General features: G+C 34.7%; 14 protein-coding genes. 8 read left to right on the forward strand and 6 right to left on the reverse strand.

Features of this window, described 5'->3' with window-relative positions:
* Positions 1 to 229: 229 nt before the first annotated feature.
* A complete protein-coding gene (locus ME5_RS04845) occupies positions 230 to 916 on the reverse strand; it encodes a L,D-transpeptidase (protein WP_008038967.1) in 687 nt (228 codons plus the stop codon).
* A gap of 261 nt (positions 917 to 1177) precedes the next feature.
* Between ME5_RS04845 and ME5_RS04850 the strand changes: the two genes are divergently transcribed.
* The 6 genes from ME5_RS04850 (at position 1178) to ME5_RS04875 (ending at position 6897) form a co-directional block, all read left to right on the forward strand.
* A complete protein-coding gene (locus ME5_RS04850) occupies positions 1178 to 1774 on the forward strand; it encodes a superoxide dismutase (RefSeq protein ID WP_008038969.1) in 597 nt (198 codons plus the stop codon).
* An 808-nt stretch (positions 1775 to 2582) separates the two neighbouring features.
* On the forward strand, positions 2583 to 3314 hold the full coding sequence (locus tag ME5_RS04855) for a metal ABC transporter ATP-binding protein (protein WP_008038971.1): 732 nt from the start codon (positions 2583 to 2585) through the stop codon (positions 3312 to 3314).
* A 19-nt stretch (positions 3315 to 3333) separates the two neighbouring features.
* Complete coding sequence (locus tag ME5_RS04860) at positions 3334 to 4218, forward strand: metal ABC transporter permease (RefSeq protein WP_008038972.1); 885 nt, start codon at positions 3334 to 3336, stop codon at positions 4216 to 4218.
* Entirely contained in the window at positions 4219 to 5124 is a 906-nt protein-coding gene (locus ME5_RS04865) for a metal ABC transporter substrate-binding protein (protein ID WP_008038973.1), read from the forward strand.
* Between the two features lie 25 nt (positions 5125 to 5149).
* Positions 5150 to 5869, forward strand: coding sequence for a DUF1007 family protein (locus ME5_RS04870; protein WP_008038974.1), 720 nt, complete (start codon positions 5150 to 5152; stop codon positions 5867 to 5869).
* A complete protein-coding gene (locus tag ME5_RS04875; protein WP_008038975.1) occupies positions 5860 to 6897 on the forward strand; it encodes a nickel/cobalt transporter in 1038 nt (345 codons plus the stop codon). Before ME5_RS04870 ends, ME5_RS04875 begins: the two co-directional genes overlap by 10 nt.
* Before the next feature lie 83 nt (positions 6898 to 6980).
* Here the strand turns inward: ME5_RS04875 and ME5_RS04880 are convergent, their stop codons facing one another.
* The 3 genes from ME5_RS04880 to msrB form a co-directional block, all read right to left on the reverse strand.
* Positions 6981 to 7316: a hypothetical protein gene (locus ME5_RS04880; protein ID WP_008038976.1), complete on the reverse strand. Its 336-nt coding sequence runs from the start codon at positions 7314 to 7316 to the stop codon at positions 6981 to 6983.
* Positions 7317 to 7574: 258 nt separating this feature from the next.
* On the reverse strand, positions 7575 to 9680 hold the full coding sequence (locus ME5_RS04885) for a S9 family peptidase (RefSeq protein WP_008038978.1): 2106 nt from the start codon (positions 9678 to 9680) through the stop codon (positions 7575 to 7577).
* A gap of 21 nt (positions 9681 to 9701) precedes the next feature.
* Positions 9702 to 10112, reverse strand: coding sequence for a peptide-methionine (R)-S-oxide reductase MsrB (msrB, locus tag ME5_RS04890; protein WP_008038979.1), 411 nt, complete (start codon positions 10110 to 10112; stop codon positions 9702 to 9704).
* A 355-nt stretch (positions 10113 to 10467) separates the two neighbouring features.
* Between msrB and ME5_RS04895 the strand changes: the two genes are divergently transcribed.
* Positions 10468 to 10905, forward strand: a complete 438-nt coding sequence (locus tag ME5_RS04895; RefSeq protein ID WP_008038980.1) for a Ros/MucR family transcriptional regulator — start codon at positions 10468 to 10470, stop codon at positions 10903 to 10905.
* A 56-nt stretch (positions 10906 to 10961) separates the two neighbouring features.
* Here ME5_RS04895 and ME5_RS04900 read toward each other — a convergent pair whose 3' ends face one another.
* Together ME5_RS04900 and ME5_RS04905 are read right to left on the reverse strand one after the other, a co-directional pair.
* The gene (locus ME5_RS04900) at positions 10962 to 11369 is read right to left on the reverse strand and encodes a SufE family protein (protein WP_008038981.1); all 408 of its coding nucleotides are present in this window, start codon (positions 11367 to 11369) and stop codon (positions 10962 to 10964) included.
* A 333-nt stretch (positions 11370 to 11702) separates the two neighbouring features.
* Complete coding sequence (locus tag ME5_RS04905; protein WP_008038982.1) at positions 11703 to 12110, reverse strand: DUF5330 domain-containing protein; 408 nt, start codon at positions 12108 to 12110, stop codon at positions 11703 to 11705.
* A 313-nt stretch (positions 12111 to 12423) separates the two neighbouring features.
* On the opposite strand from ME5_RS04905, the gene ME5_RS04910 reads away from it, so the two are divergent.
* Positions 12424 to 13518 carry a sensor histidine kinase gene (locus ME5_RS04910; protein WP_008038983.1) on the forward strand — a complete coding sequence of 365 codons (1095 nt, stop codon included), beginning with the start codon at positions 12424 to 12426 and terminating at the stop codon, positions 13516 to 13518.
* Position 13519 lies beyond the last annotated feature (1 nt).

A 13519-nucleotide genomic window follows, 5' to 3' on the forward strand; every position in this document is an offset into this window, starting at 1 on the left:
GAACCGCTATAAATTCTAAAACATATAAGAAAAAGCGCTATAAATTATTGTTTTCTTCAAATGTTTTGCGCGCTATTTCTTTCATTGAATTACGCCTCTTTTTACCTTTAAAAAAATAAAAAGAGGCTTGTCGTTTTTATTGAATGTTTGATTAAAACATAATTTTTGTTTTTCGTTTTACTCTTAAAAAGCTCTCAGATCATAGTGAAAGAGTCAGTGAAGTTTATGTTTAAACAACAAGAATGGGTGTTTTGCCTGGAACGCGTTCATAGAGATCAATAATATCCTGATTTATGAGGCGTACACAGCCAGACGACATTGCTTTTCCGATGGATTGCCATTCAGGTGAGCCATGTAAACGATAAAGTGTATCTTTACCATCTTGAAATATATATAATGCACGTGCCCCAAGTGGATTGTTAAGACCTGGTTTCATGCCACCGTTATCAGCGCTGTATTTTTTCAGGTTTGGCTGACGTGCAATCATTTCTTCTGGTGGTGTCCATGTAGGCCATTTGCGTTTATATTGGATAATTGCACGACCAGACCATGCAAATCCTGCACGACCAATGCCTACACCATAACGAATGGCTTTACCATTTTGACGTACGAGATAGAGAAAGCGCCTTTTGGTATCAACAACGATTGTCCCAGGCTTTTCACCTGTAGGATCATCAACAATCTGACGTAAAAATTGTGGATCAATTTTTTGATAAGGTATTGCAGGAAGAGAAAAATCACCATCTTGACGTGCTGCATACATGGAAGCAAAAGGAGCTAAGGGTTCTTCCGTTTGTTTCGCCAACATGAAATTTGTATTATGTGGTCCTGTTGACCTACAAGCAGCAAGACCACTAGCTGCAGCACCGGCGGCGAAAACACTAAGAAACCTGCGACGAGAAAATTGAGTGTGCATAGATCATCCCATTTTGTTAAATGCTGCCATTATAGGCAAAAGAGGTTAAAAAGAGGCAAATACATTCATGGGAAAGCAAAAACATTAAACCATGAGCGGGTCAATTTTGATTTTTGGAATCACTTCGACCATTGATCTTATGGGGGAAGAAAAATAAAAATTCTATTCAAACTCGTGTGAAAATGACATCTCCTCTTGTTTTTCAACTGTTATCGCGCCAAATTAGAATGATTACATTGTAAAGTTGAAGGAGTGTCTAATATGGCTTTTGAATTGCCCAATCTACCCTATGATTATGACGCATTAGCGCCTTATATGTCGCGCGAAACGCTTGAATATCATCATGATAAGCATCACCAAGCTTATGTTACAAATGGGAATAAGCTTTTAGAAGGTTCTGGTCTTGAGCAAAAAAGTCTCGAAGACATTATAAAAGAAAGCTTTGGCAAAAATCAGGGTCTATTTAACAATGCTGCTCAGCATTATAATCATATCCATTTTTGGAAATGGATGAAAAAAGACGGTGGGGGAAAAAAACTTCCTGAAAAATTAGCGAAAGCAATTGATTCTGATTTGGGTGGTTATGATAAATTCCGTGAGGATTTTCTTGCCGCTGGTGGCGGACAATTTGGTTCTGGCTGGGCTTGGGTTGCTGTGAAAAACGGTAAGCTTGAAATTATGAAAACACCAAATGGTGAAAATCCTTTGGTTCATGATGCTCAACCTATTTTGGGTGTGGATGTTTGGGAACATTCTTATTACATTGATTATCGCAATGCCCGCCCGAAATATTTAGAAGCTTTTGTCGATAATATGATCAATTGGGATCATGTTTTAGAAATGTATGAACAAGCTTAAATATTCAAGTTATTAAGAATAACCATTATGTTTTGTAATGGTTATTCTTATATTCAAGACTAATAATAGCACTTGGTTTAATTAATGAAATAAGACTGTAGTTATGTTAACTTCTTCATTGGGATGTGCTTTCTGAATCCTACAAATTTAAAGCATTTCTTTAGTATTGGTGATGGTCTCTAGCCATTTTTATAATCCACATAAAAAAATCAGTTGCGATGTTTTCGATACATATTTCATAATCGATTTATCAAAATATATATTGCCCTTCAATTTTGATGTGGGATCTTTGATGTTATTAACATAGATAACTTTCTCGGATTTTTTGTGTAAAAACGTAAACAATCTAATGAATGGTCAAAGCAGAAACGAGATTCAGAATCCATAATTTATCAAAATCATAGAAGGGAATTTATACAAGAATGATAATAATGGTTTCAGAAAATATGGCTATTTTTTAAGAGTGGTCGACAAAAGTAATTTTAAAAATTTGTCAGATCTGAAGAATATAAATAACGCTTCATTCTGCTTTGTCCGATTATTGAACTGTATCGTTTATCCGTTTATCGATTTCTTTCTCGCATAGTTTTTTTCTTTATAATACTTTTTTAACAAAATTATTGAGTTCTAAGCTTAAGCAATATGAGTCCTCATACCATCATAATGATCATTAAAATGAAAAGTAATTTCATATAAATTTGCTTCATTGTTTTGAAAACCACTCAATCCTTTTATTAACATTATTGACTTAAATTATGTTATAACATAACGTTATCTTTAATGGTAGGTGTTGTCTGGATATATTTTTATGATTGAGTTTCATGATCTTAGTGTGGGATATCGTAATTTAGTGACGTTTGAACATTTTACGGCAACAATACAGGCTGGTGATCTTGTCGCTATTATTGGTAATAATGGTTCAGGAAAAACGACTTTTTTAAAAACAATTTCAGGTTTAATCAAACCATTATCTGGTCGTATAAAATATTTCACAAATTTAAATATTGCTTATCTTGCACAAGACAATCAAATTGATCGCACATTTCCAGCCGATGTTCGTGATCTTATCCGAATTGGATTATGGTCTCAATATGGTTTATTTAAACGGCACTCCAAAGCTAACCATATTATTGATGATGCTTTGTCGGCTGTTGGACTTGAAAATTACGCATATAAACCCTTACAAATCTTATCAGGAGGGCAATGGCAAAGAGCATTATTTGCGCGTGTCATTGTTCAAAACGCTAATATTATTTTGCTGGATGAGCCCTTTTCTGGCGTTGATCAACAAACACGCTATGATCTTTTAAAAATCATCAAAAATTGGCAATTGCAGGGAAGAACCATTCTTATGGTTCATCATGAAATGGAATTGATGCGATCATTTTTTTCAAAAACAATTCTGTTTAAAGACAAAAAAATAATTTTTGGAGAAACAGAAAAAATTTGGTCTCGTTATGTGACTTCTTCACACGCATATCAAGAAAATCTAAAAAATGTCGACACTTTAAAATTTATGTCTTCTAAAGTTGAATGTTAAAAAAATATGAGCATTTTGTATGATCTATCATTATTTGTTTGAACCTTTTTATGAATTTATGTTCATGCGCAATGCATTATTAGGCGCGATTTTACTTTCTTTCAGTGCCTGTCCTGTCGGTGTTTTTCTCGTTCTACGTGGTATGAGTTTAACAGGAGATGCAATGTCTCACGCAATTTTACCAGGTGTTGCTGCTGGCTTTTTGCTTTATGGATTTTCAATGATAGCCATGACAATTGGTGGTATTATTGCCGGACTTTTTGTAGCCATGTGTTCTGTTTTTTTTAATCGTAAAACTGTACAAAAAGAAGATGCTACAATGGCTGTATTTTATTTGATGGCATTAGCGGTAGGTGTGCTCATAATTTCTCTGCGTGGTTCAAGTGTTGATTTGCTGCATCTTTTATTTGGTTCTGTTTTGGCCATAACCAATCAAGGCGTAATTTTAATAGCGGTAATTGCATTTTTGTCCTGTGTATTAATAATTACATTGTGGCGGGCACTTATTGCAGAAACCATGGATCCGCTATTTTTTGGCTCTATATCTTCGATTGGCAAATACGTTCATGCTATAATGCTTATGATTATGGTGATTAATCTTGTAGCAGGTTTCCAGTCACTTGGTACATTGCTGTCTGTCGGTTTGATGATGATACCAGCAATCACTGCGAGATTTTGGGCATCTCATGTTTCTTCAATGTGCGTTATCTCTATTCTTTTAGGAGGGCTATCTAGTATTTTGGGGCTTGTTATATCTTATCACGCCGCTTTGCCTTCTGGACCCGCAATTATTTTATGTGCAGGTGCGATGTATTTGTTGTCAGCATTACTAGCGCCTCGGGGACTTGTATTAGGTGAAATTTTATTTTCAAAAATGAATAAAACAACGGATAAAGGACATTAAATGATTAAATTTTTAAAAATTTTTATGACTGTAATTGGTATAAGTTTAGTGACGATTGTTTCATCATTTTCAGCAGAAATCAAAGTCGTGACCAGTTTTTCTATTCTTGCCGATTTAGCCAAAAATGTGGGTGGCGAAAGAGTTGAGATCATTTCCCTTGTCGGCCCTGATGGTGATGCTCATAGTTATGAACCAAAACCCACTGATGCTCAAAATATAAAAAACGCTGATGTCATTCTAGTAAATGGTTTAAATCTTGAGGGTTTCATGACGCGTCTTATTAAAGCAAGTGGGACAGATGCTCCGGTTATTGAACTGTCAAAAGGTATTGTGCCTATTAAAAACGAAAATGATGATCATCATCACCACCACGATCATGGTGAATTTGATCCTCATGCTTGGCAATCCGTTGTTAATGCAGAAATATACGTAAAAAACGTTACTGAATCTTTTTGTACAGTCGATGTTGAAGGATGCGATACATATAAAAATAATGCTCAAGAATATACAAAAAAAATGAAATTATTAGATAAAAAAATTCGGTCAGAAATTTCCCAAATACCAGATGATAAAAAGACAATTATTACCTCTCATGATGCGTTTGGATATTTTGCCCAAGAATATGGTTTGATTTTTCTAGCACCTCAGGGTGTTTCCACTGAAAGCGAGGCAACAGCGTCGAGTGTTGCTAAACTAATCACGCAAATTAAAGCCGATAAAGCTTCTGCCTTATTTATAGAAAATATTTCGAATAAGCGATTAATAGAACAGATTGCTAAAGAAACAGGTCTTAAAATTAGTGGACAATTATATTCTGATGCTCTTTCTTCTGTCTCAGGTCCAGCATCAACATATATTAATATGATGGAACATAATCTTAACACAATTATAACAGCGATTCATTGATTATAGTTTTATATGAAGAGCATAAATGTTGATTTCAAATTTACAAGGATTCCAATCGAAAGTATTTCGTTCATTACAACGAAATTTATACTTAGTCTGTTTGTCATTTATGCTCTTATATGTCGCTTTTTTTAGTTTTATTGAAGGCGCAAACGCTCATCCACATATTTTCGTCGATGCATATCTGAATATTAAGGTCAACAATTCAGCTGTTATGACGTCTATGACGCAAAAATGGATATTTGACCCCATTTTTTCGTCGGGCGTTGTTTTAGACTTTGATAAAAACGGAGACCGTAAGCTTGATAAAGATGAATTGGATGAGGTCAGCAAAATTATTAAGGATTCTTTGGGTGAGTATGATTATTTTCAATCACTTACAAAAGATGGTGTGACTATTCCGATAGCCGCGCCAGACTTTATTAAGGCAGAAATAATTAAACAACAGTTGGTATTGTCATTCACTGTGACACCAGTAACAAAAACAAATCTTGAAAAAGGTCATAAGTATAATTTTTCTCTTTATGACCCTACTTTTTATGTGGCTGTTGACTTTGCGAAACAACAAAATTTAACTGTTACTGGGCTTCCATCTTATTGTGTTAGTAACTTTATACGCCCAGATATTGATAAAGTACTGTCAACTGATTATTCACAGCAGACTGAAGATTTTTTTAATGATCCACAACAAAGCTTTAATCTTGCTTTGAGCTTGGCAACGCAGTTGGAAGTACTATGCGATTAAAATTCTGGTTTTCAATATTCACATGGGCTAGTATTTTTAGCTTACTATGCATCATCAATGTCAATAGCCAATCTCCATTAGGTATCGGTGTTTCGGAGCCTGTTTTATCTCATAATGGTTTTTGGTCTAAGTTGACCTTACAACTTAGCGTATGGCAACAACAATTTGAACGAAGCATTTCTCGTTTTCTGATAGGAATGCATGATTCACCCGAAAATGCATTAAAACTATTAGGTTTTTCATTTATTTATGGCATTTTGCACGCTGTTGGACCGGGGCATGGAAAAATCGTCATATCTTCTTATTTACTTGCAGAAAATGAAAGTCTTAAACGCGGCATTATTTTATCTTTTTTATCTTCAGTATTACAAGCTATAAGTGCAATTATCATTGTCGGTTTAGTTTTTTTTATGCTTCCTGCGCGTCTGACAAAAGCCACTGAATGGGCAACGAAAGCAAGTTTTGCATTGATCATGTTGCTTGGCTTAGGATTACTTATAAAAAAAACAAAACAACTCATCAAAAAGAGAAATTTGTACCGTTTTATCGCTCCACAAAAGTCGCAAATTCATCGTCTTTTTGAAAATGAAGCTATCAATGTAACACCTCAAGAAGGCTCTTATTCAAGCGCTTTGACAGAAAAAAATACTTCGACCCTATTAGGCATATGCGATATGTGTGGCAATTCTCATATTTTATCTGCCGAATTTGTAAAAAAGCCACTGAAATGGAAAACAGCACTGCTTGCTATTTTTTCTGTAGGTATTCGTCCTTGTACAGGCGCAATTTTTGTTATGAGCTTTGCTATGATTAATCACTTGACATGGATCGGGAGCTTTTCGGTTTTGGCTATGTCATTAGGGACTTTTATCACCGTGTCATGTCTTGCTGGAATAGCTGTTAAAACCAAAACTTTTGCATCAAAACTCAATATTCACGCAGAAAAATTAAGTCGCTTTGTTTCTGTTTTGGAATGGCTATTTGCTTTAGCCATTTTTCTAATAGGATTGATGTTTTTTATTCGTTAAAATGGTAAACTTAAAAAATGAGATATTTACTTTCCCATTCTTTAAGTGTTTGATGAGTATTTAAGTATAAATTTTATAAGTGATTAAAATTTTGTACACATGCTGGCATCAATTGTTTTGTCATTATAGTAAAAGGTCATTGTTTTTAGCCATGACTGGCATTTTTCAATGGTCGTAAAACACCGATAACGGTCAACAGGCATTAATCCAGATCCTTTGTCTTGAAATGGTGTTTGTTTCCAACCGCGGAAAAAACCTGCAACGACACCACTGCCCTTTGGAGGTGTTGAACATCTCTCACCAGCAAATTCACTTGTCATATTGGCGACTTGCGCGGGATTAATACCTGCAGAATAAGACAAGGGTATTGTTGTTAACATGAATCCAATTAAAGTAATAAATATTTTTATAGAGCGCATTTTTTCAGTCTCCTTGATCTTTTTGTTATTTTATTCCTAATTATACTTAGTTATTATAAAATATAATGAGATGAGAATGTGTCAAAAACCTTAAAATTAATTTATTTTAAGTAAATTTAAAAATCATATTGACAGTTTAAATTAATAAAAATTTATAATTTTATTATATATAAGTTTAGCTATAGATTTATTCAAATTTATAATTGTAGTCATCATGAAGATGAGACATAATAAGTCTTATCTCAAAATACATCTTTTTTAAATTTTACCAACTGTTTTTAAAATATAGGCATATACAAAAGCATTTTCTTCCATTTTAGAAAACCGTCCAGCCGCTCCTGCATGACCAGAATCCATGTTTGTGCGTAAAAGTATTGGATTATTGTCTGTTTTGACTTCACGCAATTTTGCTATCCATTTTGCGGGTTCCCAATACGTCACACGCGGGTCAGTCAAACCTGCCATAGCAAGTATTTTAGGATACTCTTTCGCCTCTACATTATCATAAGGAGAATAGGAAGCGATAAGTTCATAATCTGTTTTTGACGTTAAAGGATTGCCCCATTCGGGCCATTCAGGCGGAGTCAGCGGTAGGCTTTTATCCAACATCGTTGATAATACATCAACGAAGGGAACAATAGCAACAATTCCAGCATAGTCTTGTGGAGCCATGTTGGCGACAGCGCCCATTAACATTCCACCAGCAGAACCGCCATAGGCAACAAGACGATCATGAGAAGTATAGTGCATTTTAACCAAATGTCGTCCGCATGCGATAAAGTCTGTAAATGTATTGCGTTTCAATACATGTTTGCCATGTTCATACCATTCAAAGCCTTTGTCTTTACCACCACGTATATGCGCTATTGCATAAACAAAACCACGATCAGCAAGAGATAGAGCATTGGTATTAAAGCTTGCAGGAATGGATATACCATAGGCACCATAACCATAAAGAAGACAAGGAGCTGTTCCGTCTAAGGCCGTATCTTTATGGTAAAATAACGATATGGGGACAAATGTGCCGTCTTCAGCTTCTGCCATAATACGTTGCGTATAATAATTTTTACTGCAATGCCCAGAAGGAACTTCTTGTGTTTTTAAAAGAAACCGATGACGCGTCTGCATATGATAGTCAAATAACTGACTAGGCGTTGTCATTGATGAATATGAAAACCGAATAGTCAAACTCTTATATTCGGCAGCGCCTTGCAACCCAAGCGAATAGGCTTCTTCATCAAATGCAATGGAATGGGTTTCATTTGTATTGCGATTTAAAATTTGAATACGTGGTAGGCCTTCAATTCGTTCAAGCCATACAAGATGATTAATGTAAGCACTATGGTTAAGAATTAAGCGTCCAGGAATATGTGGGACAACTTCAATCCAATTTTCTTCTTGCGGTGACGCAAAAGGTGTTGCCATAATTTTAAAATCTTTTGCGCCGTCAATATTGGTTAAAATATAAAGCAAATCACCCGCTTCTGTTAGACTATATTCTACGCCTTTTTCTCGTTTTCGGACACATAGTGGTTCACTTAATGGATTATCCGCTGGGATTAACCAAGTTTCTGAAGTTTCATGGTCGTGAATATCTATAAAGATAACATCATTAAGAAGAGAACCTGAAACACTTAAAAAAAATCCTGAATTGTCTTCACGAAAAATGAGTGTATCGTCAGTTTGTAGACTGCCTAAGCGGTGGTAATACAATTCGGATGGACGGTGATTATGATCCATTTTAGTATAGAAAAAACCTTGAGATTTAGCATCCCAAACAATATGGCCAGCTGTATTTTCAATAGTATCAGTTCGATCGGTCAGTGTTTTGAAATCTCGAATTTTTACTGTATAATATTCTGATCCTTTATCATCATAAGTCCATGCACATTTTTCGTGATCTGGTGAATATTGCACAGAACCTAGATTAAAATAGTCTTTATTTTGTGCCAAAATATCGCCGTCAAGATAAACATAGTCTTCACCGCCATCTCTTGGTGTACGAAAATATTGCGGTTGCTGACCACCTTTTACATAAGCAACACCATAGGCAAAATCTCCATCTTTAACTGGAATGGAGCGTTCATCTTCTTTTATTCTACCTTTCATTTCGTTAAAGAGTTGTTCTTGTAACTCTATAGTATCTGCCATTTGCTCAACTTGATAGGCGTTTTCTTGATCCAAATACGCACGAATGTCATGATCAAGACAGGAGGGATCTTGAAAAACCTCCTGCCAATTTTGTGCGCGCAGCCAATGATAGGGATCATTTTGAATGAATCCATGATGTTCTTGAGAAAACGCCACTTTCTTTGCACGAGGGGGCGTAAGAGATATGTTATTGGCGTCATCTTCTAATTTCATAAAACATCCTGAATCTTAAATTTATTTATTTTTATCATATGTCAGAGCATGACCATTCATGCAATAACGCAAACCAGTTGGTTGTGGTCCATCTGGAAAGACGTGACCAAGATGGGCTTCACAATCTGCACACCGTACTTCTGTACGAACCATACCGTGAGACCGATCTTCGACAAATGAAACCGCATCTTTTTCAATTGGTTCATAAAAACTTGGCCAACCAGTACCTGATTCATATTTTGTTTCTGAATTATATAATGCTTTCCCGCAACATACGCAGCGAAATACGCCAGGCGTAGATGTGTCAAAGTCAGGCGAAGAAAATGCGCGCTCTGTTCCGTGTTGTCTTGTGATTTGATATTGTTCAGGTGTAAGAATTTCACGCCATTCTTCGTCGGTTTTTACAACTTTGGGTTTTTTATCAGTACTCATTTGTGACTCCATGACGCTTAAAAGAAGTAATTAAAATTATTATAAGATTTGTATATTTATTTGGTATCTTTGTTTAAAAAAACAATATTGTTTGATCAAAATAATTTTATCACATAGCCTAGTTGTATTGATATGAGACAAAAAACATTTATTTGAATTTTATAGAGCATTTATCAAATAAATATAGATAAATATAATCGAACTGATCTCAATTATATTAATATTAAAATATTATTTAATCTCTGCAATTGACAATCATTTTATTTACACAATATGAAGAAAATGATTATTCGTATCTTTGATGCGTTTGTTTTGAATATAAATATAAAACTAAATATAAATAAAGGAAAAGAAAATGGATCATCAGATCGTTAAAGAAACTGAAAACGATCTTATCATACCTATGGTCGCAGATGTCGTCGCGGCATATGTTGCAAATAATTCTATTCGCCCAAGTGAGCTTGCTGGCTTGGTTTTAGAAGTACATGCAGCATTTGCAAAAGCAAGTGCACAACCTGTTGAAGAGCCTGAGGTTGAGAAGCAAAAACCAGCTGTTAATCCAAAACGGTCAGTTTTTGCTGATTATATTATCTGCCTTGAAGATGGACAGAAATTTAAATCTTTAAAGCGTCATATTAAGACACATTATGATCTTACCCCTGAACAATACCGTGAAAAATGGAACCTTGATTCCAATTATCCAATGGTTGCGCCAAATTATGCAGAAGCGCGTTCTGCTTTAGCAAAACAAATGGGTTTAGGACGTAAAAGCGAAAAGAAAAAAGGTAAATAAATAAAATGCATTTGCGGGGGGAATGCGTTTTACTCCTCTTTGAAAGCTTTTACATCTTATGCCGCTTCTGAACGTATGCGAGCGATCATGGATTTAAGACCATTTGAGCGTTGCGGGGTTAAATTTTCTTCAAGACCTAGATCTTTAAGAAGACTTTCACTATCACTTTTAATGATTTCTGATGCTTTTTTACCTGAATAAAATGCGATTAAAATATATACGAGACCACGTACAATATGGGCATCAGAGTCTCCTTGGAATGTTAGGATAGGATCACTTCCTTCCCCCTTTTTGGTTGTGAGCCAAACCTGACTAACACAGCCTAGTATTTTATTTTTTTCTGTGCGCAAATTTTCTGGAAAATCTGGCAATTCTCTTCCAAGTTCAATAACATAACGATATCGATCTTCCCAATCATCAAGAAGAGCAAAACTGTCTTTAATATCTTCTATACTATCGCTCATTCTTACCATTTCTCTTAATGTATTAAATATGTTTATTTGCTTTTACGTGTTGAATAATTCACGTTTTATATGTTTTCATGTTTTATATGTTATTGAGAAGTGGTTTTGAATGCAAGAATAATGCTTAACCACTTTTTATTATAAAACATATTTCATATATTTTTCAATATTTTTAAAACTAAGATTCTTAATCAAAGGGATAAAGTCATCATTTTTGTATTGAGAAGCATCATTATAATCGTTTATTTTTTTTAAAAAACAAAGAATGATAATTTAAAAGATATTAAATCATCAAATGATTTTTTTTTCAAATAATTCAATAAACCGACAGTTTTAATATTCTTCTTGAGAAGATTGTGATGCTGCATCATGGTTGATGTTTTGATTATTTTGATGAGATGAGGAGAGAAAACTGCTATCGATAGTGTGTGGTTCAACAGATGGATTTGCATCTTCTTTTGCAATAGTGCTTCCAATATAATCATAAGCAATTTTTGCACCATCTTTGGCGCGTGCGCTTAATGATCCCAAAAATGTTTTTCCCGTCTCACATGTTGTTGCATTTCGATCACAAAACCCACCCAAATCCGATAGTGTATCTTTTAGCGCAATAAAAGCACTTATAGGATTTGTTGATTGTGCTTGATTTGTCATATCTGATGGAGTTTTAGGTCCAAAAAATGAAATGACAATCAGCAATAAAGCAATAAAAAAGGCCGATTTAAATAAAAAACGTATCATAACTATCCAATGCATAAGGAGTACACATTTTATAATCTTCTCTTTAAGAGAAATTCATTGACAAAAGATTGATAAAATTTTTTTTAAATTTTCTTTTGTTTCCTTAGTCTTTGTTAACCATAGAAGCAAAGTTAGATCTTTTTTAAAAACAGTTTAAGCGTTATTATCTTTTCGTTAAAATCTTCCCTTCAAGGATATTTCATCAATATCAAGAGAAAATCACTCTATGGTCGTTTGTGTGTCTATATGATGACTTATAACGATTTTGGTGCTGTTTAAATATTATGAATTGCTGATAGAAAGCTTATATAGAATGGAAACCTTGCAAACCAAACTTATGGTCAATGGTCATGGTATTATCTTAAAAGAAACGGATCCAACGCATTTTCTTGGACATTTAAAAAAACATGATCAGTTGTCTGATTTTACTCATATTGCAGATCGCATCACGCTCATGTCATTTTTTGCTGATTTGCGAGAAAAAGGACACGCAATACCGATTACAATTCGAATAAATTGTTTAGATAAGGTGCAGTTTTTTAATGTAAGATTAGCGTGTCAAACAATAAAAAATAAGTCTTATACGAACAATTCTTTTTATGATTTAGAGTGCGAAACAGACAGTCAAAATCTCTTTATACAACCAATGAATCACGTTCCTGATGTGGCTTATACCGCTCATGAAATGCGCACACCTTTAAATGCAATTTTAGGATTTGTAGGACTTTTGGAGCACACATCTACGAACGATAAAAATGAGTTACGTCAGACTCATTATATAGAAATGATTAAGGAAGCAGGTTTGCATCTTCTTGATCTTGTTGACCGCACCTTGTCGGATGCAAATAAAGATATTAGCGATCCAAAAGGCGCTGTTTCTTCTATCGCAACAATTCTTGATCAGGCAGTGCATTTGACCACGCCCTTACATGGTGGGCGAACTATAAACTTACAACAATGTGACAAACAGATCAGCTGTCGTATTGATGCGTTATCTTTGCGCCAAATTTGTTTTAATCTAATTTCAAATGCCATTAAATATAGCGCAGATAATGGTATTATTGATATTTCGATTAATATGAAAGAAAATGGATATTGTCAGTTTACTGTTGAAGATAATGGCGTTGGCATGTCTGATCAGGATTTACAAAAATTAGGTCATCCTTTTTATCGTTCACTTGATGCCACTGCCTGCGGTATTGAAGGCACGGGTCTTGGGTTAAATAGTGTTTTTCGTCAAGTTGAAAACGCGCAAGGTTTTATTTTTGTTGATAGCCAAAAAGGACAGGGAACACAGGTTCAGATCTTATTGCCAACAACAGAGCTTGAGCTTTCACATTTAATGATGAGCCATAGTGATGTAGCTTGTGAAGCGAAAGCCAATCTTAAATTTGCAAACATGATATAAA

The sequence above is a fragment of the Bartonella tamiae Th239 genome (genome assembly GCF_000278275.1).
Taxonomy (GTDB): Bacteria; Pseudomonadota; Alphaproteobacteria; order Rhizobiales; family Rhizobiaceae; genus Bartonella; species Bartonella tamiae.

What these genes read in the sequence shown, in the direction of transcription:
- ME5_RS04845 (WP_008038967.1), bottom strand. Translation starts at nt 916, where the DNA reads ATGCACACTCAATTTTCTCGTCGCAGGTTTCTTAGTGTTTTCGCCGCC.
- ME5_RS04850 (WP_008038969.1), top strand. Translation starts at nt 1,178, where the DNA reads ATGGCTTTTGAATTGCCCAATCTACCCTATGATTATGACGCATTAGCG.
- ME5_RS04855 (WP_008038971.1), top strand. Translation starts at nt 2,583, where the DNA reads ATGATTGAGTTTCATGATCTTAGTGTGGGATATCGTAATTTAGTGACG.
- ME5_RS04860 (WP_008038972.1), top strand. Translation starts at nt 3,334, where the DNA reads ATGATCTATCATTATTTGTTTGAACCTTTTTATGAATTTATGTTCATG.
- ME5_RS04865 (WP_008038973.1), top strand. Translation starts at nt 4,219, where the DNA reads ATGATTAAATTTTTAAAAATTTTTATGACTGTAATTGGTATAAGTTTA.
- ME5_RS04870 (WP_008038974.1), top strand. Translation starts at nt 5,150, where the DNA reads ATGTTGATTTCAAATTTACAAGGATTCCAATCGAAAGTATTTCGTTCA.
- ME5_RS04875 (WP_008038975.1), top strand. Translation starts at nt 5,860, where the DNA reads ATGCGATTAAAATTCTGGTTTTCAATATTCACATGGGCTAGTATTTTT.
- ME5_RS04880 (WP_008038976.1), bottom strand. Translation starts at nt 7,316, where the DNA reads ATGCGCTCTATAAAAATATTTATTACTTTAATTGGATTCATGTTAACA.
- ME5_RS04885 (WP_008038978.1), bottom strand. Translation starts at nt 9,680, where the DNA reads ATGAAATTAGAAGATGACGCCAATAACATATCTCTTACGCCCCCTCGT.
- msrB (WP_008038979.1), bottom strand. Translation starts at nt 10,112, where the DNA reads ATGAGTACTGATAAAAAACCCAAAGTTGTAAAAACCGACGAAGAATGG.
- ME5_RS04895 (WP_008038980.1), top strand. Translation starts at nt 10,468, where the DNA reads ATGGATCATCAGATCGTTAAAGAAACTGAAAACGATCTTATCATACCT.
- ME5_RS04900 (WP_008038981.1), bottom strand. Translation starts at nt 11,369, where the DNA reads ATGAGCGATAGTATAGAAGATATTAAAGACAGTTTTGCTCTTCTTGAT.
- ME5_RS04905 (WP_008038982.1), bottom strand. Translation starts at nt 12,110, where the DNA reads ATGATACGTTTTTTATTTAAATCGGCCTTTTTTATTGCTTTATTGCTG.
- ME5_RS04910 (WP_008038983.1), top strand. Translation starts at nt 12,424, where the DNA reads ATGGAAACCTTGCAAACCAAACTTATGGTCAATGGTCATGGTATTATC.